Source organism: Bradyrhizobium sp. 137, assembly GCF_023074095.1.
Classification (GTDB): Bacteria; Pseudomonadota; Alphaproteobacteria; order Rhizobiales; family Xanthobacteraceae; genus Bradyrhizobium.
In genome coordinates this window covers 28,453-54,223 of the sequence record NZ_JADPKU010000001.1, presented here as the reverse complement: position 1 = coordinate 54,223, position 25,771 = coordinate 28,453, and the positions used below count along the sequence as shown (strand labels likewise).

The 25,771-nt window shown below is 56.8% G+C and carries 16 protein-coding genes and 2 pseudogenes; 9 read left to right on the top strand and 9 right to left on the bottom strand.

All coding sequences use genetic code 11. From position 1 onward, the window contains the following. The first annotated feature begins 1,212 nt into the window (after positions 1-1,212). The 3 genes from IVA78_RS00225 to IVA78_RS00215 are packed head-to-tail and all read left to right on the top strand — an operon-like array spanning position 1,213 to position 4,431. A complete protein-coding gene (locus tag IVA78_RS00225) occupies positions 1,213-2,805 on the top strand; it encodes a class II glutamine amidotransferase (RefSeq protein ID WP_247463609.1) in 1,593 nt (530 codons plus the stop codon). 4 nt (positions 2,806-2,809) lie between these two features. Next, complete coding sequence (locus tag IVA78_RS00220; protein WP_247463607.1) at positions 2,810-3,493, top strand: HAD hydrolase-like protein; 684 nt, start codon at positions 2,810-2,812, stop codon at positions 3,491-3,493. Between the two features lie 11 nt (positions 3,494-3,504). Further along, positions 3,505-4,431, top strand: coding sequence for an NAD(P)-dependent oxidoreductase (locus tag IVA78_RS00215; protein ID WP_247296194.1), 927 nt, complete (start codon positions 3,505-3,507; stop codon positions 4,429-4,431). 2,498 nt (positions 4,432-6,929) lie between these two features. Here the strand turns inward: IVA78_RS00215 and IVA78_RS00210 are convergent. The 3 genes from IVA78_RS00210 to IVA78_RS00200 all read right to left on the bottom strand — a co-directional run bounded on the left by IVA78_RS00210 (position 6,930) and on the right by IVA78_RS00200 (position 9,169). Further along, entirely contained in the window at positions 6,930-7,673 is a 744-nt protein-coding gene (locus IVA78_RS00210) for a LuxR family transcriptional regulator (protein WP_247463602.1), read from the bottom strand. 11 nt (positions 7,674-7,684) lie between these two features. Beyond that, a complete protein-coding gene (locus IVA78_RS00205) occupies positions 7,685-7,834 on the bottom strand; it encodes a hypothetical protein (protein WP_247463599.1) in 150 nt (49 codons plus the stop codon). 471 nt (positions 7,835-8,305) lie between these two features. Then, complete coding sequence (locus IVA78_RS00200; protein ID WP_247463597.1) at positions 8,306-9,169, bottom strand: hypothetical protein; 864 nt, start codon at positions 9,167-9,169, stop codon at positions 8,306-8,308. Positions 9,170-10,039: 870 nt separating this feature from the next. Here IVA78_RS00200 and IVA78_RS00195 point away from each other — a divergent pair. From IVA78_RS00195 to IVA78_RS00170, 6 genes and pseudogenes are all read left to right on the top strand, one after another. Further along, positions 10,040-10,481, top strand: a pseudogene (locus IVA78_RS00195) (transposase); the annotation flags it as partial. Positions 10,482-11,176: 695 nt separating this feature from the next. Next, positions 11,177-12,049, top strand: a complete 873-nt coding sequence (aepX, locus tag IVA78_RS00190; protein ID WP_247296248.1) for a phosphoenolpyruvate mutase — start codon at positions 11,177-11,179, stop codon at positions 12,047-12,049. Between the two features lie 366 nt (positions 12,050-12,415). Further along, positions 12,416-13,216: a phosphocholine cytidylyltransferase family protein gene (locus IVA78_RS00185; RefSeq protein ID WP_247463594.1), complete on the top strand. Its 801-nt coding sequence runs from the start codon at positions 12,416-12,418 to the stop codon at positions 13,214-13,216. A 7-nt stretch (positions 13,217-13,223) separates the two neighbouring features. Beyond that, entirely contained in the window at positions 13,224-13,829 is a 606-nt protein-coding gene (locus IVA78_RS00180) for a CDP-alcohol phosphatidyltransferase family protein (RefSeq protein ID WP_247463592.1), read from the top strand. 250 nt (positions 13,830-14,079) lie between these two features. After that, positions 14,080-15,171 (top strand): histidinol-phosphate transaminase, encoded by a 1,092-nt coding sequence (locus tag IVA78_RS00175; protein ID WP_247281289.1) that lies wholly within the window; start codon positions 14,080-14,082, stop codon positions 15,169-15,171. Positions 15,172-15,314: 143 nt separating this feature from the next. Beyond that, positions 15,315-15,597 (top strand): annotated as a pseudogene (locus tag IVA78_RS00170) (IS21 family transposase); the annotation flags it as partial. A 177-nt stretch (positions 15,598-15,774) separates the two neighbouring features. Here the strand turns inward: IVA78_RS00170 and IVA78_RS00165 are convergent. The 6 genes from IVA78_RS00165 to IVA78_RS00140 all read right to left on the bottom strand — a co-directional run bounded on the left by IVA78_RS00165 (position 15,775) and on the right by IVA78_RS00140 (position 25,745). Continuing rightward, positions 15,775-17,490, bottom strand: a complete 1,716-nt coding sequence (locus IVA78_RS00165) for an outer membrane beta-barrel protein (protein WP_247463589.1) — start codon at positions 17,488-17,490, stop codon at positions 15,775-15,777. Between the two features lie 972 nt (positions 17,491-18,462). Then, on the bottom strand, positions 18,463-18,756 hold the full coding sequence (locus IVA78_RS00160) for a hypothetical protein (protein WP_247463586.1): 294 nt from the start codon (positions 18,754-18,756) through the stop codon (positions 18,463-18,465). A 150-nt stretch (positions 18,757-18,906) separates the two neighbouring features. Then, on the bottom strand, positions 18,907-19,935 hold the full coding sequence (locus IVA78_RS00155) for an endonuclease/exonuclease/phosphatase family protein (protein ID WP_247296178.1): 1,029 nt from the start codon (positions 19,933-19,935) through the stop codon (positions 18,907-18,909). 528 nt (positions 19,936-20,463) lie between these two features. Then, positions 20,464-21,966, bottom strand: a complete 1,503-nt coding sequence (locus IVA78_RS00150; protein WP_247463583.1) for an alkaline phosphatase family protein — start codon at positions 21,964-21,966, stop codon at positions 20,464-20,466. 901 nt (positions 21,967-22,867) lie between these two features. Continuing rightward, on the bottom strand, positions 22,868-24,277 hold the full coding sequence (locus IVA78_RS00145; protein ID WP_247463580.1) for an MATE family efflux transporter: 1,410 nt from the start codon (positions 24,275-24,277) through the stop codon (positions 22,868-22,870). A gap of 1,240 nt (positions 24,278-25,517) precedes the next feature. Beyond that, the gene (locus tag IVA78_RS00140; protein ID WP_247463577.1) at positions 25,518-25,745 is read right to left on the bottom strand and encodes a hypothetical protein; all 228 of its coding nucleotides are present in this window, start codon (positions 25,743-25,745) and stop codon (positions 25,518-25,520) included. Positions 25,746-25,771: the final 26 nt, after the last annotated feature.

The window sequence follows — 25,771 nt, the reverse complement described above, 5'->3', positions numbered from 1 at the left end:
CTCTTGCGCGAACAAGTTGATCTGCGGGCGCTTCTGCATTTCGGCAATCCACATGATGCCCCTGGCCGTCGGAACGGCCGCTTGTCGCCACCTGATCTGCGATTACCTGCCGCGCTGGCCTTGAGATCCTGGATGATTTCGAGATTTCCACCGTGTCGGCAATATGGCCGGTCGCGCGATGCCATCCATTGTGCTGCGTAGCGCCGCCAACGTTCGAAGAATGACGGAGTTGCTCGATAGAATAGATAGCTTTCATCTGAACTCTTGAGTCGTGACGGCGAGAGACCGCTGTTCTTGAAATGCGTCCTTCACCGTCGCTGCAATCAACATGCCGAAAACCGTTATGCTAGTCTTGCTGCAAGACAACAACACCATGTGCGTTGCGAGCGCGCGCGGAAACATTTTACGCCCTGATGTCAGGGGCCGGACATGAACGTCTTCAAGACGACACGGCTGAAAACAAACATAGGGGAGTCAAAACATGATACGGTCCCCTTGCCGACCTCGCTCGCGTCTGCGCCATGTGCCTGAAACTACATTCTGTGAAGTCTAGCCCAATCGTGCGAGCTTCGTTCACAAACGCCTCTTCATTTATGTGACGCTTCAATAGCCTTCACTTTGCGCATCGATGCCGTCACGGAGCGTCTACCCCTTCAAAGCGGCAACAACGGCGGACAGCGCTGTTCGCTCCGTGACATCAAGGAGATCGGAGCGCGCACTAATTCAAACAGCAAACAGGGCCCGATGGTCCCTCGGTGGGGCGTCCAGTTCACTGAACGTCTTCGTCCTTCAGCGTACGGTTGGGACTGGCCGCTTGAGGATTGGACAAAGACATTCCCGCCGCGGCGACAGTCGCGTAACCCTCTTTGCTGCGGCTTCTAGGCGGAGCATCGCGGGATAGCCCCCATCAGGCACCGTGCCCACCAAAGCTGACTTTTGGTGGCCGCCATCTCGGAAGTCCGGCAGCCGGATCAGGGCGGCTTTTTCGAATCACACACTTCGTTTGCCAATCTCGGCGAAGCCTCATGCGCGCGAAAGAGGGCTTGGTACGAGCCTTGCTTGCTGAGGCGCGAAACCATGTGCTTCGCGCGAGCCGACGGATTACCTCCGCTCGGTGTCGGTTCCAGACATTGGATGTCTGCAACCGGACAGGGTGGAAAACAACAACGCGCAATGGGCGATATCAATAATCGTCGATCAAGGAGACATAGCATGTCCGGTGTTGCAGGCGCATTTCTGCTGCCTTCAAGCCGCTCACAAAGGACGGTTTACGATCAGCTCAAGCACATGGTGCCGAGGCTTGAAAACCGTGGACAGGAGGGGTTCGGCGTTGCCGCGTTTATGCATGAAGAACGGTTTCAACATACAAAGTCATGCCGGCCAGCAGGCAAACTAGCAGGTGTTGATTTCACTGAGCAGGACGCGCATTTCAGACCGCATGTAGCTATAGCACACGTTCGCACTCCCTCTCACAGAGAGAAGAGTGACGCCGACTTCCAGCCCTTTGACAATCATAAAACCTCCTGCCGCCGTTTGACGGTTTGTTTGAACGGGGCTCTGGTCAACGCTGATGAACTTAGGAAAGAACTGCACGCCGAAGGTCATTCCATCAGCGGCAACACCGATGCGGAGCTCTTGCTCAAGCTTATCGAGAGCATTTGTCAAAGAGATTATTGGCAGCACGGTCTGCCGGTCAACTACGAGAAGGTCTTCCAAGACATTGACAAGGGTGTTGACGGAGCCGTCAGTGCACTCTTGTTGGATGGCCTAGGAAATCTGACCGCCTTCCGCAATCGCACGGGTTTGCGGCCTTTGGAATTCATGCAAACCGAAGATGGTTTTCTACTTTTTGCCTCAGAAAACAGTGCTTTCTCTGGTCTACAAGGCCGAGGCGACGAAATTCGGCCAAGTCACATCAAGCATGTGAACGGCAGAACGGGAGACTGCCTTGATCACTTTGTGGGCCAGGCTCGGCACAGTCCCAAGCTTTGCGCCTACGAAACGCTTTATCTGGGAAATGCAAGAACGTTGGTGCAAGGGCAATCTCATCTATCAACTCGTCATGATATAGGCATGACCTTGGGCCGAATTGTCTGGCCGCGATTAGCGGTCGAAACAAGCTCCGCTCCCATAATCGTTTCTTCCATGCCGCGCACCGGGACACCGTATGCCGACGGTCTATTTGCATCGCTGGCCAAGCAGCAAAGTGCGCTCGTCCAACGGCACGAGGTGATCGCAGTAAACCGCTCTCAGCGCACACTTATCGGGTCTCTTGGCGAGCGCAACTCGCTCATCTGGCAAAAGTACCGCGTCGCAACGAACGACGTTACGGATAGAATCATCGTCGTAGCCGATGAAGCTCTTATTCGTGGCGATACAAGCCGCGCAGTGACGGAGATGCTCCTTGCCGCTGGGGCAAAGGCTGTGCATTGGGCAATCGGTTCGCCGCCTATCGTTGCACCAAATTACTACGGCATGGGTATCGAGACCATAGATGAGCTAGCGTTCTGGAAAATATGGAAAAGCCTGGCACCCGAAACGCGGCAGGATAGCCTGCGCTTTCATAGGATCGCGCCGCAAACGCTTCGGGTGATCGAACGCAAAATTGCTCTATCGATCAACGCTGCTACCATTACGTATTTGCCCTTTGAAGATCTGCTTTCCTTGCTGCCGCGGGGACATGAGGGAATCGATCTTTCTGCGTTTACGTTCGAGATGCCGACCCTTGGCGGGCAAAAACGCGCAGACGAGAATTTGAATAGATTGATCGCCGAGCTCACCTCAACGAAAACGTCTGCAGCATGAGGCCATGATGAAACCTGCTCTTGTATTCGACTGGAACGGCACTCTCCTTGACGACGCCGACGCCTTGCTACAAACGACGAACACCATTTTGGGTCGCTTAGGCCGGGCTGCCATTGATATGCAAACCTTTCGGGATCATTTCGATGTTCCACTTTCGGTTTTTTTCCGCAATCTAGGAATGTCGCAGAGTGAAATAGAAACGGTGGATAGCCATGACAGTGCTTTTTTTCACGACACCTACGAACCACTGGCGAGCAAAGCCGATCTGCGCCACGGCGCGCGTTGCATTTTGGAAACGGCACGTCAACAACACGTTTCCAGCATTATTGTCAGTAACCATATAGTCGACCCCCTTATTACCCAATTGCGAAGACATGGAATCGAAGATTGTGTCGCGGAGGTTCTGGCGTTTGAAAGCCGCGCTACTCAATATAAAGGCATAAGCAAAGGAGAGCGGCTTCGTCTGTATATGCGAGCATACAATCTTGACCCCAGCTCAACTTTCATCGTCGGGGACATGCCGGTCGAAACGGATATTGCACGCGAACTTGGCTTGATCAGCGTAGCCATTACGGGCGGATTTGTTTCCGAGACGCGTCTGCGAGCGGCGCAGCCGGATTATCTCATCGAGGACCATCATAAGCTGCTGCCCATTCTGCAGGAGCGTGGCCTTTTTCAGAACTCATAACGACGCAGAGCATGACTGAAACTCCGTCAACTGAAACGCCTGGGAAAGTCGGACAACGAATCGGCCTAATCGGCGCAGGGCGCATGGGAACAGGCATAGGAATCAGTCTTTTGCGTCATGGCACTGAACTGCATATCAAAGTCAACAGAACCCGTGTTGGCGCGGAACGCTTGACCGGCATGGGTGCTCATGAGCACACCGCAATTTCCGAATTGGCCCGGCATGTAAGTGCCGTCGTTTTATCCCTGCCCTCAAGTTGCGAGGTCGAGGAAGTCTGCCTTGGGCAACATGGGCTATTTGCACATTTGCCCCGACAGAGTTTGATACTTGACTGCACCACGTCCTATCCTGCTTCAACCCTCACTCTAGCCGAACAGGCCAAAAAGCATGCATTGCACTTCATAGATGCGCCCGTAACACGAAGCCCTGAACAAGCAGAGCAAGGGCGTCTCAACGCCATCGTTGGATCTGATCAGAACACGTTTCCTATGGCGGCTCGTGTTCTTACCGCATTTTGCGAGAACATCGTCCATGTGGGTGATATTGGACAGGGCCATAAGCTCAAACTTGTCTATAATAGCATGACGATGGGCATGGCGGCGGTGGTAGCGGAAGCTTGCCAGCTTGCCGATGCCATTGACGTCGACCTTGCAATCTTACGCTCCTTGGTCAGTCGCGGCGCGACCAACAGCGGGATATTCCAAAACTTTGCAGCCTTTTTGTTGGACGAAAAGCCGGATGCTTTGGCAATATCGATCAGAAACGCCAAAAAGGATATTGACTGCAGCGTGCGATTAGCGAACGAAACCGCGTTGAAGGTGCCAGTTCTGACTGCCGCCGCGCAAAAGTTCCAAACCTGTCTCGCCGAAGGCAAAGGTGAATTGACCTTGCCTCATCTTGCGCTTTCGTTAAGGGATGACGAATCACAGCAGAATTAGCAGCGACGCACCCAAAACAAATCTCTACAATCCATGTCTTCCTGTTCTCCAGCGTCGCCTTCACACGGATGGCGAAAGCATCGGCTAGATGCTTTTTGTACTTCAAAGCGATGCTCGATCCCGGGCTGCTGTTTTGAGCACGCAGGCCCGGCCATCGTTCCCGCTTTCTCCAAGCTCTTTGAAGAATACCAGGCGATCACGAGAGAGGAGACCGCGATTTGGCGCAACACCACATACGGAAGTGAAAGAGCTCGAGGACGTCACCGGCCACAAAGGGGTTGCATAACTTTCTGACGACGCCGGGTAGACTTTGCGGAATTGCACCGCGAACGTGTCCTGGGTGATGAGGTTGTTGAGCGGGCGTTTGGAATATGTCGATGGGCATGTTTAGCCGGATGCTCAAGGAGCTGAGCATCAGACATCTCCTCAACATACCGCAAAGCTTTAAGGAGTTGAGGGTTGTTTGACGTCGGACATTGTGCGCGGCAGCATTCGATAATCACTGATGGCCCATCATCGATGCGTCAACACCATGATTGCGCAGCTCCGACAGGCAACCTTCGGAAGGGTCTGATGCATGCGCTTTCCGAAGTTAGTCTACGATGCCCAAGATCGGAACCCGCTGCTCACGGACCGTGGACGCGCATTTCGTTCTCGGGCGCTTTGCCGAGATCTGCAATAACTGCGCTCTTTGATGCGAGCCGCCATCCCAAGTTGGGCAGCTAACTCCCACGTGCCTGAACCAATACGCGCATCAACGCTAAAATTCTGGAAATGGCGGGATTCTAGCTCGAGTACCTAATCCAACGTGAGATTAGGGCGATTTCGTTTCTGAGGAATGTTGTGCTGAAGTTACAGCAATTCACGATGATGTTGCCAAGACGCGCAGAGCCGGGCTCAAGTGTGGAATAGCACTCCGATGAAGAATTTTCTGCTTCTGACTGCAAGCATCGTCGCAACCAACGCGGCGGTACCGCACTTGGCGCGGATCTCGCTCCACAGCCTGTCCAAACCAACGCGCCGCAGCTGTCGGTCGCTCCCGCGATCTGTGACTAGACCGGTTACTATATATGGGCATAACGGCGGCTGGGTTCGAGCCATAACTGCTAGGATTTCGCAGGCGTTACTCCCGAAGGCTGCCATGGTACGACGGCCGGCACTATCGGTGGCCAGATTGGCTATCGCTGGCAGATCTTCAATGTGGTCTACGGCGTTGAAGGCCAGGGCAACTGGGTACACTTCAGCGGCTCCAAATATCAGCACCGCTTTCCCGTCGAACATCAATCGAACCAAGACGGATGCGTTCGGCTTGCTCACCGGCTAGCTCGGCTACGCATTCAAACCGTGCTGCTTTAGGCCAGCGGTCCTGTGATGACCAGCAAAACAGACCAGATCAACTCCGATGGTCACTGGGGCGGAGCTTGCTAAAAGCGATAATGTCCGTTGGGGGCGCGCCGTAGGGGCTGGCCTGGACGGTTAACTTCGCGCCCAGCTAGTCAGTTGGCGTCGAGTATGACCACCTGTTCATGCCGGAGAGCAACGTGACCTTTCCCGCTGTCGGGACGGATCGCATTCACCAGGATGTCGATATGATGACCCTTCGGCTTTACTACAAGCTGTTTCCGGTGGTTGGAAAATGGCGATCTCAACACGTTTGCGGCGGATCGAGGAGCCCCGACCTTCGGTCGGGGCTTTTTCTTCGGAGTGCTCTTTCGCGCAGCGCTAACTGGCCGCTTTTGCCGAAGCGCCGCCTTTCCAAGTTACGCAAGGGACATGATCTTCTGCACTGGCGCCGGCGACATGCGCCCCGTCGGCAGCGGCACACTGGGTGTACGCGCCAGATCCCAGCCTTCGACCTTTGACGGCGTGGTGTGTACGGTCAAGGCTAATGACGCGATTGTCAGGTTCGAGATATCGATGTTTCCAATCTGACGCGCCCGCGCAACATGAGGCGACTAGAGAACCTTCAGTATTCAACCGGCACGCTGCTTGCTTCATTTCGTACCGCCGTCACCGATGCCGGCTGCCCGGCGCTTGGCTAAAAACCGGATGCGCGCAATGCCCTCCAGAAGGAGCTTGTCGACTAGGTCTAGAAGCTGGTCTTTTGATCGATTCATACTTGTAAGATAGTCAAGGAAGTAGCAGTTTTAAACTCATGACAAAAATCAACTGAAGCAAACCGATCAGCTTGAATCAAACTACCGATCTTCATTGGCGCCTAGCTACGATCGACTGAAACCCTCACGTCCTACGAACACCTGCAAATGCTGGACTCCCTAGCCAGACCCATTCTAACTTGCCGCTCCAAAGAATGCTCGAGACTAAGCTCGTAGTTGCCGTATACAACGTGCGCGCTAGCAGCAAGTGGCTTCCTCACATAGCAGGTCGAGCTTGCTCAATGCCTTGGCGAACGATTGCCCATAGGATCGCTTTTTGTCTTCACAGCAGTTTTCATACGCAAACTGGCTTCGATACAATCATCGTCCCATCAAAGATGCTCACGCAACATGGACGTCAAAGATAAGGTTGAGGCGGATCGCCACAATGGCGGCTTGGATCCGGCTGGTCGTGCCCAGCTTTCGCATCGCGTTCTTAAGATGAAAGTTCACCGTATTCTCGCTGATTTGTAATATCCTCCCGATTTCCCATGACGATTTGCCCTCTGCCACCCACCGTAGGCAATCTAGTTCCCGCTGCGATAGCGCAACTCTCATATTGCAGTTATCTTCGGCCGGACGTGTGATCTCCACACAAGCGGTGTGAAAGTGCCAGGCTAGTGCGTTGAGATGGCCTTTGGAATGTTGAGGATCGGCATCGTCGAACCGAGATGCAAACGATACGACGGATAACCGACCCAATGGCCCAAACAACGGTACACTCATGCCGTGCTTGAGACCGGCCTCTCTGGCCTCATCAAGTACGCGCCGTTCGTCGGGCTGTAGTTGATATTGCTCGGCGAGTTGATCCCACAGAAAGGGCCGCGAAAGCGTCGGTGTCCGCCGGACTACTGGATCGATTTTGTGGTACTTTCGCTTAAAATATCGTTCACACCATTCGGGCGGCCACTTTACGGCCACCGCCGGTGGCGGATACTCCGGTAGACGAAGTGGCTCCGCGAAATTGAGGGCTCCGTAAGAGACTTCGCTGAAGCCTTCGTCGCTGGCACAGCTAACGAGAAGCTCGAAAAGCGGTCTGAGGCATTGTGTTCGCGTCGCGCATTCGGTGAAGCTGAAAAGATCCATTTTGTGGCGCCTCAGCAGGCTGGCCCGAAAGGTCGGTATTGCGCCGCTCCATTGAGCTGGTTTTGAGCGGAGGCAAGTTCCAATCCGTCGCCGAGCCGCTCCGTGATCCCGAGCTCAAGGAGCCCGGTGTCACCGCCGATGTTCGGCTTGCCGGCGAGCATGAAAATTCTGCTTGGTGCAGAGGGCACTTTGCATACGCATCTCCGGAAGGGCGAGAACCTGGCGATGAGAACAGCAAGTGTCGTACCAGTTGCACCGCCCAAAAAATCGTATTTAACGACAAGGACTTGAGGATTGGGATAGATTCCGCGGGCGCGTGCGTTGAAGTATTCGCGACATCAGGAGGAAAGCCGACAGCGCCATTTGGCTTGGTTGTTCGTGATGATTGCCTGACTGAATTTTCTCTTGACGTCTGATCGGTACCCCTTGTGCGAGGCACCGCTGGATCGCTCATTATTGCCTGTGGCTTGCCAAGAAACTTGAAACAAGCGGAAAAGTTCAAGGGCAGCGCAGGCAGGCTATCTGACTCATCTATGAGCCGAATCCGCTCTGACCGACCAATACATGCAATTCTGAGGCACCGACAGGAGATGAGGCGCAGACGCTCGTTGGTCCACTTCCGCGCCGACGCTTCAATCGGTCACTGCGGCTTTTAGCGGCTTAGCAACGTTTCTCAGGACAGCGGCGCGGCAGTTGACAAACATCTGCTTCGTGTAATTCCCGCCGAAGTAATCCAGCACGAAGGTGCCGGTATAATCCGGATCATCGCCCACGCTGCAGATTATGCTGTCGAGAATCTCGCCGATTTCGGGAATGCGCTCGCAGTAACGGGCACGGAGAACATTAACAGCGTTCATCGAGTGAACTGCCTCGTCGGCAATCACCTCTCTCAGGCAACGAAGGAAGCTGCTGCCAAGTCCGGCATAGAACTCTCTATCCGCAGCATAGGCGCGGCAAGTACACATCTCATCAAATGCGATCATAACGATCAGAGAGAATTCGTCCTTCAAGTATGCATTGATTGCAGAAAAACTATGCGATCGAGCTTCCAATCTGTCTCGAAGATCTTTTTCGGATTCACCAGCGACAAGCTCCATGATCCGGATGAAAGCATCGGTGTGGCGCTCTTCATCCGCGGCCCAGGCACTAAAGAACGCCTCAGCTTCGTTGGTGGCGATCAGATTTCGGTTGAACAATTCTTGTTTTAAGTGCCTCGCGTCGTATTCAGTATACAACTCAGGCCACAACTTGTCCCGACGTGCGCGCACAGTCGATGGTCCGGCCGTGAACATCGCCGGCGTCAACTCATCGAAAAAGTCTTTTGGATTCCAGTTACGTCGAATCGGCGCAATCATCCGACTGTCCTTCTCTGCAAGCGGCCTAGCAGAGGACGCTCGCAAAGCATACTTGCCCCACACCAAGTATGCTGTCGCCCCCTTGTTTTGGTGGGCAATTTCGAGACGCAACTCATCAAACGGTTTGAAACTCGCGATCATCAACAGAAGCTCATAGGGGCCGTCAACGGTTTTGGAGTTCGCGTGCAGTGTAGGCTGCGGTATCCCATCGCTTTCTTTGCAAAGTGCGCGGCGGGATGAACCGGGGGATCTACGATTTGGCTCAATACACATCCTATCAGATCGGCTGGACTCCATGTCGAGGGACTATCGAGTGAGTACCCTGAAAGAGGCGCGCTTAGCTCGCGGATACGACTGATCTCTGAAGTGACTTACTACTTGCTTTGTCCTTCGCCCCCTCTGACGAAGGCAACGCGCCCGGAAGGCGACGGAATGTTTCAGCGCCAAGCGACTGTCAGGCACGCCGCAGCTCTGTCGCGCAAGCTAGGTCTGCCTGCACCCTCGCCTTCTCCAGGACGACCGATCCATCGAGCGTCGAGTTGGGGAACGCCAAGGTGATTCAGAAATTTGGGAATATGGAAGGACCCTCCTCTCGGTTGTGTGTTGTAGCCGCCAACTTCCCGGCTGCCCTGTGTATTAGGACGCATGCTCGAGTCTGCCAGACAGACACCTTCAGGAATTGCCTCCGGGCGCTGAAAGATGCGAATGCCATTGCTCAATCGCCGCCCGCATGCGCCTTCTCGAACTCGGCAATCTTGGACAATGTGAGACCAGTTAAAGGCACTTCCGAATTGCGGTTCGACGACGGCCACGGTATTGACATTAATTCCTTCAGCAGGGCAACACCGGGTCGTGTTCCCGATGGTGGTGTAGCTCGGTAGAGCAAAGCCGCCCGGACGCGCCCCCAATAGCGCCGCGGGCGGGCGGTCGTGCGCTGGTCACCGGCAGTTCTCCGGTAAGATCGGGTTGCGACACGCCAACGCAACCGAGTAACCACCGAGGACCGACGACATGATGAACCTGCGCGCACTCGGAGAGAAGATCCTGGTGCCGATCTGCTGCGCGAGATGATCGGCTTTGCCGCCCAGCGTCTATGGAGTTGGAAGTCGAGGGCCAGACCGGGGCGAGCTACGGCGAGAAGAGCCCCGAGCGCCTGGCCCGGCGCAACGGTTACCGGGAGCGCATCTGGGAGACCCGCGCCGGTGCGGTCGAACTGCGCACTCCAAAGTTGCGCAAAGGCTCCTAGTTCCCGGGTTTTCCTGGAGCCGCGCCGCATGGCCGAGAAGGCGCTCACCGCCGTGGTGCAGGAAGCTTATGTGCAGGGCGTCTCGACCCGTTCGGCGGGCGATCTGGTGCAGGCGATGGGCATGACTGGCATCTCCAAAGCCAGGTCAGCCGGCTGTGTGGCGAGATCGACGACAAGGTGAAGGCCTTCCTCGCCCGCCCCATCGACCGCCGAATCTCCGGCTGAAGTAAACCGCGCCGTGCTTCCATGCCCCGAAGGAAGCGAGTCCATAATACCCTCAGCGCGAACATCATCCCGATCCTCGAATTAAAGCTGCCTGAAGAGCTCTCTTCAAGTTCGGGGCACTGAGCCACCAATTTTCTCAGTATGCCACCGAGGCGTCTCCCGCCCCTAGAAAGCGACGGTCGCCATGGTATGCCGCCGCTGCGGGGATCAGAATTTGGCGCACTGCGCCCTCCCCAAACCTTAAAGGCGCGCGCGTCCACAATGAATTCGCGCCCTGACTTGCTTGAGCCCGCACTCTCTAGAATGCTATCGACTTCAGAAGCCTTCGCGCAGATCGTGCAGTCTCAAAACCGCGTGGACAAATGCAAGATCGATGATGCCGTTGGTCGGCGCCTCGACCAGGGCACAACTGTGCTTTCAATTTGTGCCATCACTCAAATGATCGGCGGAGCTTAGCAGTGATCCTCGAGCACTGCGAGACGGAACAGGTTTGCGGGCCCGATCAACTACCAACCCTCGTAATTGATCTAGATGACGGAAGCATGTCACCTATCGATTGATGAAATCGGCCGGTCTCCACGTTACGCCGGTCATCACAAGGAATTGGCATGCAACACCGATTACCATCTGTTCTCGCCAACGGCCCTGATCAATCCGCCGGTTCCTCACGTGCTGAAATCCTGCGCGCCGAAATCTGCTCCCGCAGAGAGCTATCGTTCCTCATGGAAGCGCATGATGGTCTCTCCGCCGCGATCGCTGAGCGCGCAGGGTTCAAAGGCCTCTGGGCGTCTGGCCTGTCTATTGCCTGCTCCCTGGGCTACCGCGATGCCAACGAAGCGTCGTGGAGCCAACTCGTAGACGTAGTCGAGCGGATCGTGGAATCGAGCGAACTGCCTGTGCTCGTTGACGGAGATGGCGGCTTCGGGAATTTCAACAATGCACGCCTCGTGACACGCAGGCTCCGTCAGCGTGGAGCAGCCGGCGTCGCGCTCGAGGACAGCTGTTTTCCGAAGATGAACTCGTTTGTTGGGGATCGGCACCCCCTCGCCGACATCGACGAATTCTCTGGCCGCCTCCGGGCAGTGAAGGATACAGTCGCGGACGACTTGATCTTGGTGGCAAGGATCGAGGCATTGATCGCTGGGCATGAGATGGACGAAGCACTTTCGCGCGCTCACGCCTACGCCGACGCGGGAGCCGATGCGATCCTTATTCATTCGCGAAAGAGAACCGCGGACGAAATCCTTTCGTTCGCGCGCGCTTGGCAGAACAGATTGCCGGTCGTGATCGTTCCGACGAAATACTATCGAACACCGATCTCTGCATACCGCAAAGCCAACATCTCTACGGTGATCTGGGCCAACCACTCCATGCGAGCGGCAACAGCGGCAATGCGTCAAGTCTGCGGTCGCATCATCGCTGAGGAAAGCACCGCGAGCATTGAGCCGCATATTGCTACTCTCGAGGAAGTCTTCGAACTGTTCAAGTACGACGAACTAGCCCGTGCGGAAACGCGATATTTGCGGCCCGACGCTGAACTGCGCAAATAGGGTTTCGTCGACACAGGAGCGCATAGTCATGGTCGAAGACCTCCTGTCCTGGACTTCCTCCTAGCTGGCCAGGTTCGACTGCAATCTCAAATCCCTAACCATTGCACTGAGATGTCCTTAGATGGCGTAGCACGCCTCACTCAGCCGAAATGCGCACTTTGCCATCTCGGCAGCTCGAGGCACCGGATCCAGCGCCTTCCTTCTCTCTGGAGAAAGGACCGACCAGGACCATTTGCTTGTCTTCACGCTTGGGCTCCATTTTCAGATGGCTCCCGCAGACCTGATGTCGCTTCAGCATGCCTACGCTGGCGACGAAGAAGCTGTCGGTGTTTCACCCTAGAGGCGCGACGAAAAAGGAACTAAACGGTGACCGATGCTCCCAAGAACGCCGTCATTCTCGCCGCTGGCTGCGGCTCTCGCCTGCGTCCTCTGACAGATCTGCGGCCGAAGTCGCTGGTCGAGGTCAACGGCACTTCGATTCTTCACAACGCTCTGCGCAATCTGGAATCTGTTGGCGTGGAAGAGGTGACGATCGTGGTGGGTTACCGCAAAGATGCCATTCAATATGCCTGCGGTAGCCACTTTGGCGAACTCAAAATCAAATATGTCGAGTCGACCGTCTTCGACCGGACCGGAAGCGCCTATTCTTTGTGGCTGGCGCGCGACGCTCTTCTCTCCGGAGACTGCTTTCTTCTCGAGGGCGACGTCTTTTTCGAAGAGGATGCGCTGCGACAGTTGATGGTCTGCCGGGGGACAGACGTAGCTGCAGTCGTTCCCTTCGATGATTCAATGGAAGGGTCGGCCGTTCTGTTGTCGCAGAACGGCTTCATCTCAGGTTTTCGATTGAAGCAAACCGCGGCAAATCTTGTTGCGGATGGCCCACAGCTTTTCAAGACGATGAACCTTCTACGGCTTTCGGCGCCGACACTCAAGGCAACGATCGTTCCGACACTGGACGATGTTGTCGCCGCTGGAGCTCGGCAGACCTACACCGAAGAACTTTTGGGTTATCTGATAGAGAGGCGAGGCCTCCAGCTCGCCGCGGCGCGATGCGATGGCCTCAGCTGGTACGAAATTGATAACGCTGACGATTTGGAGATTGCCGAGCGCATTTTCAAGGACCGAACGAAGGCCTACACGGCGAGACGTGATTTGCAAACGAGGTGAGAGTGCAATGCTAAAATACCTTTGGGATCCAGCGAACGCCATAACGATCACAGGTCTTCTCTTTTCCTCCGCCAGCCTGTTTTTAGCTCTCTCTGACCGCCTTGAGCTATCCGTGGCAGCAGCGCTTTGGGCCGTTCTATCGGACCACCTCGACGGGGTTGTGGCAGGTCGCACGAAAGGTCGCGATCCAGATGTCGCAAAAATGGGAGCGAGCCTCGATGGGTTTGCAGATATCGTCTATGGAGCCGTCGTGCCTGCGGTAGTTGTGGTACAAGTCAGCCAAGCTTCACAATTCGCGCTTGCGACCGCAACCGCTCTACTGGTGACCGGAGCAATAAGGCTTAGCTACTTTGCGAACTTCGGCAGATCGCGCGATGGACGCTTCTTGGGCGTCCCCTTGTCATACGACGTGCCGCTCCTGGCGCTCCTATTTCTTTTTAAACCTCTTATTCCTGCTGAAGCATTTCCTGACGTCGTAAACATTGGCTTCTTGCTGCTCGCTACAGCGCATGTCGCGCCTGTTCGCGTGCCACCACTGGGCGCAACAATGTATACGGCAATAAGCATCTTCGCCGTCGCGTCGTCGGTGGTTTTAGCCAGTCGCTCCTTTTGATTGCGGATGGAAGTATGATCCAGCGACTGCCTTCTTCGTGTTGCAGGCTTCCCTCCATGCAGGTCACATGATGACGTGTAGTCTCGCCAACCGCGGCGTGCACCAGACTTGTTGCCGAGAGCATTTCCGCACCAATCGGCACTGCTCGATGCTTGTTCGCCGTGAGCTTGTCGAGAGATGGCGACCATCTTGCAATTTTCGTTTGTCCTGAAATGTTGAGCTAGTCGCACGCATGAAGAGGGCAGCACAAATGGACCCACCCCTTAGGTCGGACGAGGTCTCTGACCTGATCAACCGATTTCCCGGCGGCTATTGGAAATATGACATCAAGGACTTCGTCCTTCTGGTAAACCCTTATTTTCCGCCGCAGGCGTTCCTTGACGAACTTAAGAACGCGCTACCGCGGCTTATCACCTGCTATCCCTCTCCTAATGCGCAGATGGTCCAGCTTCTTGCGGATGCGGTGAAGACGCCAGCGAATAAACTTGTCATTTGCAATGGCGTGGCTGAACTCATTCCCATCTTCCTTGGTCGACTGGGAATGAGGATTGCTGTCCCGGTCCCAACCTTCAATCCTTATGAAACCACCGCCTTGCCCGGGCGGTTGTCACGCTTTTTTTTGTCACCACCAGATTTTGAACTCGATGTGCACCGCTACGCAGCATTTGCGCGTACAAATGGTGTCAACGGCGCAGTCGTGATATCGCCGAATAATCCCACTTCGCGGATGGTTCCCTATGCGGATTTACTATATCTCGCTTCCGCGCTTCGAGCTCAGCAGCAACTGCTACTGATCGATGAGTCATTTATAGAATTTAGTGAGCTCGGACGAAGTGCTAGCCTGGAAAATCACTTGCTCGAATTTCCCAATGTGATCGTTCTCAAAAGCCTCGGAAAGATTTACGGGACATGCGGTTTGCGGATGGGGTATGCGGCATCCGCAAATGAACAGATGATGAAGGAAATTAGAGCGGCGCTCCCCACGTGGAATGTCAATACGGTTGGCGAGTTTTTTCTGAGCAGGCTCCCTCACCTCGCGCACGCGGCACAGCAGAGTTGGATGAGGGTAGGCAGCGACAGAGACAAACTATACGCAGACCTGCGCAGCATCGACGGAATGAGAGTTCTAAAGCCCGACGCGAATTTCGTGTTCTGCGAACTGCCGCCCCACTGGCCGGATGGGGACGTGATCGCCTCAACGCTTTTAAAAGATAGACGCATATTGATCAGGCACAGTGGCGGAAAGACGCTTCAAAATGGCAAGCGGTTCTTGCGCATCGCATGCCGCACTGAAGAAGACAATAAACTCTTGGTGGAAGCATTGAAAGAAGTTGCTGATTAGCGCAACTTGTCTTCAGTCACCGAGCATTCGAGACTTGAGACATCCTTCGGCATTGAAAGGCACGGCCTCCGCTCCGAGGGAGCGAAGCTAGTGGCCATCCGGCGCTCGCCCCTCAAAACAGCGAGACAGCGCTGAGGCTCTACATGAAGTACCGTAGACCGATAGCCCGCCAGCGGCCGCGGCAAGGCGTCGTTGAGCACCTCGACCGCTTACCGGATCGAGAAGGATCCCCGGCTTCCATCGCAGAGAAGGCTCCGCGGCCGCCGCCGGCTGAGCCCGTTGGCCAGCGTGTTTGAGACAGAGATGGTGCCGATGCTGAAGGCCGCTCCCGGGCTGCGGCCCGTCGGGATCTTCGAGGAGGTGTTTCGGCGCCATGCCGAACTCCGAGCCGGCACCCGTCGCACACTGGAGCGTCGGATCCGAGCCGAGATCGAACGCGTGTGGCCAATCCGACCTCAGAGACGCTTCACAAAATCGGACCCGCGTTCGGATTCCAGATCGGCTTCGTGCTGATCACGCCCTCCGCATCCGCGAAGAATACGGAGGCGTAACCAGTATCCGCGCCATAATGCCGTTCGACGCTTAGAGCAAGGAGCAAGCAGTTCAGTCAAACTTGTAGGAGACCTGTAAGAACGTGCCCCATCGTTCCATGCGATAGTCCCCCGGAAGGGGCCCAGAGGTAGCAGGAGGGCGGTTCTCCTGGTTGGCTCCGGTAGCGAGCGTCTTACGTTGGTTTGGCGTCCACATAGCCGAATAGCGGCCACCGAAGCCAACGCTGACGTTCTTAGTGATAAAGTAGGATAGGGCTGCCTCAACCTGCACACCACCGCCACCACTCCCGCGTTGATCAAGGAAGGTCGTGAATTGGCGCATCAGATGGTTGTCGCGCCCTCGGAAGTCCGTCCACGGCAAGTAAGCAACGTCGGCACTTACGCGCCAGCGATCGAACAACATGGTCTCAGCGCTAAGGCCGATGCGCAGCGCATTCCAATCAGTGTCTTGGCTGCCGACAATCCTTCTATCGCCCGGCACAAGGCAAGGTGCAACGTTGGGGGAGGCGGTCTGCACACATCCGATCGTGTCAGACTTCTGGCCGTAGTAGCTCCAGCCCATGAACCCACCAACCTTGTAGGTGCTGCCATGCAGGAAATCGTAACCGGCATCCGCGGTGAAGTACGTGAACCTACCGTTGCCCTGGCCCGATAGTGTGTTTTGATAAGCGAGCGGGTCCACGCCCCAATCTTCATCGTTCATCTTTCCATTGCTGAAGCGCCCAAACCCGATATTGCCCTTCAGGAAGATTCCCCAGGGGCTGTCCAGCCGTTCGAACAACTCACCGGAAATCCCATCCTGCCCATGGTAGGTGAGCTTTGATACTAGATCAGTACTCCCGTGGTCCCATTGAAAGCTTCCGCGGCTTAACCACAGCCGTGTGCCGCTTTCCAGCGACCACCCATCAGCGAAGCCAATCGGCGAGGCGCTGACGGTCGGCTTCGTTGCGTATAGCGGCGTATCTGACCATCCTGGCGTCCGTGGGTGTGCGTCAAAATGGTAGTTCAGACCGAGCTTACCGATGTGATAGCTGCTGGACAGGCTGGTGGTGTTGGCGGGGATGGTTGCCAAGGGCGGCCTCTGTAGGGTCGGAGGGGTCGCGACACTTGGACCGGTGAATCCCAGATAATCGTACTCAAACGTCACGGACCATGCGTTCGCGAGTGCTTGCTCGACGCCCAGGCCGATCGTGCCACCGACTCGACCATAATCGAAATCGGTGGCATTCTGTGGCGCCAAGCCAAATGGGTGACTTCTGCTACGGAATTCGTTATTGTTGGCGACAACGCCGCTATTGTGCTGCCAGGCCACGCCCCCCTTGAGATAAACAAGTGTTTGGCCATGCGGGCCGAACGCATACCCAAGGCGACCCGCCCCGGTCGCAAAGACGCTTGGACCAGCGCTGCAGTTTGCGCTGATGACAGAGCTGGAGGCGGCAAGACAGGTGTTTCTGCCGTCTGAGACAGCGCGACTGGCGTCCAGTTCAACGCCAAAAACCCAGCGTTCCCTCTGCCAGTTGTAGCCGATCTGACCTCCGGCCAGGAACACAGGGGTGTCGACAACGTCACCATAGAGTGACTGGCCATAGGGGTCGCTGAATGATGTTCGCCCGTAGCCCCCGCCGACGTGCCCGCCGATATATCCTCCGGTCCAGCTCCAGACGGCGAGTGGGACCTTTACTGCCGGCTTGAGATCGGCCGAATTGACAGCGCCGCCTGCAATGAGCGCAGCTGTTGCGACAGCGTAAAAAAGAAGTTGGGACCGCATTTCACCTCACGAACACAGACGCGCGCCACCTTGCAACGACAGCCAAATGGCCGACGTTGTTAGCGCCGCTTCCACAGCGGTTGCGGTTTGCAGGATCTAGGCCAGCGGACGCAATGCGCATTCGCTGCGGTTTTCGACCTCGATGTTGTCTTCGCAACAAGATCGGTGGATTTTGAAACGGGCCGAGCGTCTGAGGTCGGACACGAAACGCATGCTGCACGCCGGCTCCGGCCGATCGGATAGGTGGTGAATGCTCCCGCGAAGAGCCCTTTCTCTTGCTCCACACTCCTCGGCTGTCGCACGGCTCGGCCGTCCCGGACGCCGGGGAATCCGATGAGGAGGTCCACATCGCAGGCGACGAGCTCGGAGACGGCGACGCAAGGGCGCTCAGGAAGACCGCAGAGTACCTTGCTGGTTCGGGCCTCGACCCGCAAGCCTTTTAGGAGTTGTCAGATGTGCGGTGAGCGGTGAGCGGCTCTCCGTGTTCCTCGGCGGCTTCTTCTCACACGACTCGTACTCAATCGGCATGTCTGAGCGAAGGATCGTCGACTCGAGCGCCTCCTCGCTCTTACCGCCGCGAGGATACGAGCGAGGGTCTCGTCAAATTCCTCAGCTCATCCGCTATCTCTCTAAGCGTCGGAGTTCAAGCGGCGGTACCGCATTCCACAATAGTGGATCGACGGCCAGCCCACTCTTCCGATCCAGCAGTTGATTGAAGTGCGTGAAACGCGCGCCCGCCAGCGCTGCATACAGGTTCGGCTCGCTGGCCATCTGATTGGGAGCTGGCTAACCGATCTTGCGTAGGTCCTCGCCTTTCGGTCAGCCTTTGCCAGTCATTAGGCAAGCCGCTTTTGAGGAAAGAGGAACTCCTATACGTGAGAACGCATTGGTCTGTTGAACTGTCCGACAAGCCGATGTCCGCAGCTTTTTCTTCTGCTTTCCTCGCAGTCCAAAGACTCGCCGGTGCCAAATTTAACCGTTGGCCACCGAAAAAATGAATGAACTCAGTTGCACAAAGATGGTGCAGAAGCATGCCACCATCACCCACATCATGAGGAAAGCCCGCAGAACGTATGTGGTGCTCCTTGTTCGCATCAGGCTCGCGAACACAAGCAGCACGACCATGAAGCCCAGCATGATAGCCGCGCTGTTGGCGGCGCTTCTGCTGTCCTCTTTTAACGCAGTATAGACAATAGCTGCGGCGGCACCGACGCCTGCAACGCCTATCGCGCACGGAACCGGACGGTACCTCTTCACAGCCTCCAACAGCAGACTCGGCAGATCTGAAACTAGAAATACCGTCGTCCATCAGCAGCGTCCGAGGTAAGACGCTATTTTCGCGATCGTCTTTTCAGCGGGACACGCAACGCCCTCTTCTGCCGAACGTAACGAGAGACCCAGCTGCGATCGGCCGTCCTACTTGCCGTTCCAAGCGGCCAACGCCTTCAGGTAGGCATCTGTTTGGTCAACGCTGAACTCGCACCACATGATCAGGTGGTCCGACATCTGGAAGGTGCGCCACTGCCTGAACATGTTAGCGGTCGGCGCGCCTTTACCGCCTCTGAATTCCTTCGGATCGTCGAAGACATAGTCGAAGAAATTGAAAACGCCTGCGTTAGTGCTTTTCACACCTACCTTCTGCTTGAAAAATGCGATTTGGTCGTAGAACTTGTTCTGGTCCACGTTACTCCCTGGCAGCTTTTGCAGCTCGGCCGGGACCTCGAACCTGTTTCTGGTGATCGCCTCGTAAGTCTTATCCGTGCGGGAAAAGATATTGAAGTCGCCGAGCAGTACGAGGTGTTCGGGCGAGTAGTCGGCCGGGGCGCTTGTGTTGATGTAATCCTTGGCCTTGGTGGCAAGCAGCTTGGCAAGCGCGTTGATCTCGTCGACACGCCGCGGATCCTCCGCTTTGGCGGTACCGTAGTAGATGTGGACCGTACATAGGTTGAACTTGGCCCAGCCCACCTGGAAACCGCAGACGAAGGGGGTACGGGCGACCTGGCTCATTCGCTCGGTGGCGGTCTTGCTCGGCAGAACCAGTTCGCCGGCAAGTCCGGTGAAGCTGACCTTGGCCGTGTTGTAGACAAAAGCGAGCCGCTCGAAATTGCCGCCGTCGGCGAAACTGACGTCTGTGAAGATGACGTCCCACTGCCGGCCAAGCAGGCGTAGAATTTCCTTGAGCGCCTTGAGGTCGGCCCGTACCTCCTGCACCGCGATCAAGTCGAAGCGGCTTATGCACTCCGCGATGTAGTACATTGCGTCGGTCGTTCGGCCGCCATACTTGGTCCCGCCGAACTCGCGGATATTCCAGGTTGCCAGCAGCAGCGTACCGTCACTCTTGGCAGGCACCTTCTTCTTAAGCCCGGTGCGCAGTTTGCTGAGCCCCGCAACAATCCTCTGGCGCTGCTTGTCGTCCTTGATCCACCTCAGGCCTGTGTAATTCATCGATAACTCCAAAAACAATAGAGCGACCGCAGTCGCTGAAATCACCGTATACAACCACTGATTTTATCGATTTGAAATAGAGGAAGACCGACGGGGCGGGCAAATACCCTGCGGCGCTCTGACACAAATTGGATCGCTCGCGGAAGATTGCTGGATAGCGCTGGCTTGGCGCCCTGAGCGCCGGGCGTACCGTTGGCGATCACCGGCCCGGCGTCGTTCCGCCGCGTCCCAAGGCAGCGATGACTTCACCGGCGGCTTGATCGAGGCAGCCAGGCTGCTGCATACAGCTTTTCTACGCTAGACGGCGGCCGCGACTGGCACTCCTGCCCGTCTTCTTGCGTGCACTGTCAGCGCATGATCCGTCGTGGCCTTCCCCGACGCCACTTTCTTGCGCGTCTGTGACATGGCGACACCTGCGCGCCACGCTTGCGCATGGCTGCCGATCACGTTCGACCGATGCGCTACGCAGCAAAAAGAAAGATTTCTGCGTGTTATCGCCCTGATGAGGCCTACGGATCGACGCTCAGTTTATGTGAGATTGTTGGGACGACCCACCACGTCAGCAGAATCAAGATAGACTGCCTCACCGACCTGCACATGACGGAGGTGCTGGTGGTATGCGCTGCTGCTGGTCTCGTAGACCTTTTCGATCGTCCGAGGCACGTCCCCTCCCTCGTCGATGAAGACCTCAGTGAGGCCGCGGCCGGTCATCGTTGCTGGCCGCGAGATGCCCAGAAGACTGAGCACTGTGGGCGCAAAATCGCAAATACTTGAGGGGACTTTTGAGACGAAGCCGCCTTTGACGAGCGGTCCTGCCAAAATGCCGACAGACGACATCTCCTTGGCATGCAACCCGCCGTGCACTCCTAAGCCGACTGGCCCATCCGCACTCCAACTGCGACCGATAAGACCAAAACGATCAAGGCCGCGATCGGATCGAAACGAGAACAGGATATCTGCCGATCGGGCATGGTCGGCGAACACGAGATGACGGGCGAAGCTGCCGGGCGCAATGCCATCGACCGCGCCGCCAGCGGTGAACACCGGACCGCACCAGGGCCTTTCGATCATTGCCCCGACGGCGCGGCGGATAACGGTCTGCGAGGGCTCGGCGAGGTAAATTGCTCCGACCTGCCCAGGTATGACGATGGCGTCGATCCCAGCCGCCGGTGCCGGGCCGCAGCGCAGCCCCGCAGCCTCAAGCGTCTGCAAGAGATCGGCCCGCGCATGCACCGTCACGTGCCCGTGATCGGAGGCTGCGATCAGGTGCACGCCCTGGCACACGCCTTCAGCTTCCCACCAATCGAGCACCCGGCCAAACTGCCGATCGACAAAGCTGATCGCTTCCAGAGTTCTTGGCGCGCCGGTTCCACAATCGTGGGAGGAACTATCGGGTTCGCCGAACGAGAGGATTGCGACGTCGGGCCGAATCTGAGGCCAGATGACGTCGAGGAACGCTGAAGTCAGAAAGGCTTGAGAGGCAAGATCCGGGGTGCCGGGGGGTGGCGTCGCAGGCGTCGGCCCAAGCAGGCTCTCCACCTGTCTGAGCATCTCGGCCGAGGTCGCGATAGAAGGGAAGTGGCCCGAGAGCGTCACCTGGCCGAACTTTCGGGCCTTATGGTTCAGCAGACGGGTTGCCCCCGCCGAGTTGGATGCCAGGACTGACAATGTCCTGCCGTTCGCCGCGAGGATCTCGCCAAGTGACGCCACACCGAGTAGATGGCCGTCGCTCGCGGCATCGAGGTCCTCGATCAGACGCGCATTACTTGTGTCAACCAAGCGCGGTGCCGGAAAGTGCCGGTCGAGATACTGATTGCCAACAATGCCGTGGCGATCCGGCGTTGCGCCCGTGATGAGGCTCGTGAGCGCTATCCGTGTTTCGCTGGGATAAACGGTGCGCTGCCGGGCCAGCACCGCACCGCGGCGCTGAAGCCTGACCAGATTCGGCGTCAGCGATGGTTTGATGAGATCCGGCCGAAGCCCATCAAATAGCACGATGAGAACCCGATACCGGTCCGGTCGGTTGAACATGATCGTAAGCTTTCGTCTAGCTGGGACGTAGCGGATCGGCCGGGGCTTGGCTGACCTGACGCAGCCTAGCGCCATTGTCTTCGGGATGGACGCTGATCGCTTGCGCGAGGGTGATGCCGGTATGGAGCTCCCAGTCATGCCGACCAACGCCTGGCCGGCGTGCCGACCGGCACCGTGCCGGGATCAGTGGCGTGCGAGCGCCAGCAGCTCTCCTCAGTCTTAGACTGCACCGGGTGAGATTGGACAGCGACTGCATCGCTAGCGGCTTCTGAGCGAGGACGTCAGGTGAGACATCCAACAAGCCAAGGGCAGCCTTGCCTCGCAAACAAAAATAACAAATGCTTCGTCGAATCAAGCTCGCTCGGCGCAGTAGCCGATCCTGATCTGGTCGACATTGCGGTTGAGCCCGGCGTTGTGACTGCTGCTGCCGCGGATTGTGTGGCAGCTTGATTCCGGCGATTGCGATATATCGCGGGTGCTTGGCAGGAATTCCGCGGCTGCGGAGCTCGCAGTCAACGGCCGGCGTCTGGAAAGTCGATATGCCCTGATTGAGAGTCATCGCGTCAGCGCGTTTTGCATGTGGCTACCTGTCACAGCAACGCTTTCGAAGGGAAAACCCGTTGAGCCATTCTGTCGGGGTAACAAGTTGGAAAGCTCGCGAATTGCGAAGGACGCCTTGAGGAGTCCTACTAGCTCCCGAACGAGCTAACCACTTTGCGTATCGCTTTTTGGAACGGAATGATCGAATAACGCGATGCGCTAGGCGTCTCTTTACGCCTGCAGTCGCGCCATCAGGAGCAACGTCCAATTTTCAGCCAATCTCGAGTTTCGGCCCGCTCGTATCGGCCAGTGCAAGTATCCTGGCATATCGTCGCCGCTTGGCATCAGCGATACGCCCGCATCAGTGAGCGCGGCTTGTCAAGTTGCGGAATCGCAGGACGAGAAGCGCCGCATAGATTGTCGTTCCGGTCGACAAGCCGATCCATATACCAGTGGCGCCAAGACAGACCTTCAAGCCGAGCCAATAGCTGAGGGAAAAGCCGATCAGCCACCAACCAATGATCGCAAACAGAAGCGGCATTCGCGAGTCCTTTAGTCCGCGCAGGCCGCCCGCCGCAATGCACTGGACAGCGTCAGTGATAAACAGCGTTGCGCCGACCACGAGGAGCTCTGCAGCAAGGCTAATCGTTGCCGCCGAACCGGCCGATCTGCCCAGAAACAGCTCGACGATCTCAAAGCGCGCAGCGATCAGTGCGAGCGTTAACGATGCAGCTATGACAATACCGATCAGCATCGCTGCCAGATATGCCTGCTTGGCCCTTGCAATGTCGTTGCGGCCGGCCGCATAGCCAACGCGCACGGCTGCGGCCGTGCCAACGCCCACATAAATCATGAACAGGATCGCGGCGAGCTGTACAGCGATCTGATGAGCGGCCAGTGCATTGGTGCTGATCAAGCCCGCCAGAATCGATGTGGCCCAAAATAGTCCCGACTCGATCCATGAAGCCATTGATATCGGCACTCCGATTGCGATGAGCTGTCGCATTGTGCGCCAATCGAAACGCCAGAGATGTGCAAGTACATGGTAGTGACGGAACGGACGACGCAGTGCAGCGAACCACAAGCCGGCTAAAAACATGCTGCAGTTCACCAGCGTGGTCGCAAGACCTGCCCCCAGCAGCTCCAGCCGAGGCAGTCCAAGCTTTCCGTAGGCCAGCATATAGACCAGCAAAGCATTCAGGGGAGTCGCTGATAGCGTAATCCACAAGACCGGCTGTGGCCGATTGACCGCGCCCATGAAACTGCGGATGGCCAAGAACGAAAGTGCCGGCGCGGCGCCGAATCCTAATCCAAAGAGGTATTGCTGGGCGAGCCGCGCAACATCTGGGGCTTGGCCCAACGCAAGCAGTATTTGCTCTGCTCGCAGCGCCACAGCAATAATTGGGAAAGACAGGATCATGGCGGCCCATAACCCCATGCGCAGCGCACCCCGTACTGCGGCTAGATTATTTGCCCCAAACGCCCGCGCCGCCATGGGCGCGATGGCACTTAGTAGCCCCGCGCCGAAGGCGAAGCTAATGAGATAGAACCGGCCTGCCAGCGCGGCCGCAGCAAGCGCCTCGGCGCTGATCCGACCGATCAAGGCAAGATCAGTCGACATCATCGCGATCTGCCCAACCTGCGTCAGCACCATTGGCCACGCGAGTTTCGCGATTTCGCCGAGCTCGACAGCGAGACAATGCATGGCCGCCCGTCTCGTCACTTCCGGGCGCAAATTTGATGTCGGCTTTGTCTCGGCTATTTTGTCCATGTCATCATGGCGCCGCTTGGCTCAGCGAGCGAAGCACTGCCTCTTTCTCGAAAGCATCCACCTACTGACGTGAACTCGTGGGTCAGTCGACGATACGTTCGCGCTGGGCTTCGACCAGCGCGGCCAGCGATTGTCGCATGCGATAAGTAGAGGAGAGCTTGCAGATGCCGTCTCAAACTGATTGGCCGATTACCACTCGCGCAATGGTGACGGCGCGCATCGGAGTCGAGCGAGCTCGATCAGGGAGGCGAATTCATGCGCGAGCTCCTGAGTTGATGCCAAAGGTTGGAGGACCGAACTTGGACCAGATCAACCCGATGAACTGAAGGCTCATCATCCCGTAAGCCATTCCTGCATTCCTGAGCGATCGATGAGATCCCAATCCTTCAAAGCTCGTGCCAACTGCGACAGCTGGATGCTTGCATTCATCCCAAACCGACCTGTCGGGGGATCGACAGCATGTCGCGAATAAGACGATCGGCATCGCACGTTCAGCCCGAGTGGGCGCCAATGCGACCACAGTGAGTGGCGATTTTCACCGGTTATGAAGACCTGCCGGGATGATCATCACGAGCTCTGAATGTTCGCGCTTGCTCGACTGGATCACAGATATCGATATGCAGTCATATCGATGAGCTGCGCGGCCTCGATGACGGCCCGGCGAAGGCGAGCACGGCACGGGTCTTGTCTGGGGCCAATCAGACCGGCACCTTCCTGTCGTCAATCGCATCGTATTGGCTTGAAGCTCGCGAACGGCATGAGCCATCGGTGCTCCTGACCAAGTCAGCGCCTCCAATGCGCGCTGTTGACGCTAAAGTGGTAGTGCCACTGTCCGGGCCTATGCGAAGCAGTTGCTCGAGATCGACTGTCTTGCCGTTCGCGATCTTCTATTTCTGAGTGGCGTCCAGTAGCGATTGGTGCAATGGCGGCATGCTCCATCGCGCCACGACGATCTCGCGCCCGTCGGCGATGCCATGCGCCAGCTTGTGGATCGACCGCCGAGGCCATGCGAACATATTATGAACTAGGAGTCAGGTCTCCGATCGGCAGTCTCTTGAGGCGACGCGCAGCTCGGCTCCGACAAGCAGCACGATTCCGAGCTGCAAGGGAACATGAACGCTCGAAAGCTGCACATGAAATGCGGTACTCTGGCCTAGCCGGCAAGGTTTCCGTTTGAAAACCGATGATGTGCGCTACGTGCCTCTGGTAACGCCGGCATTGTCTCGCTTTCGTTGAATCATTACGTGCCCACATGAGCTTTCAGCTGTCCATCCTGAAGATACTTGCCGGGCAACCGGGCGGCTGAGCCAGTCTTGAACTCGTCAAACAGCACTTGGCGATCTTTTACACCAGTGGGCCCGAGTGGCCAGCGCGCATGAAGCGCATCGCGAGCCGCGAGCCGAACCTCGATATCTTTGGACAAAGGCTGATCGAGCGGGAGGAAGGATATTGGATCATCACTGCGCATGGACGAAAGATCCTCGAGAGGCTTGA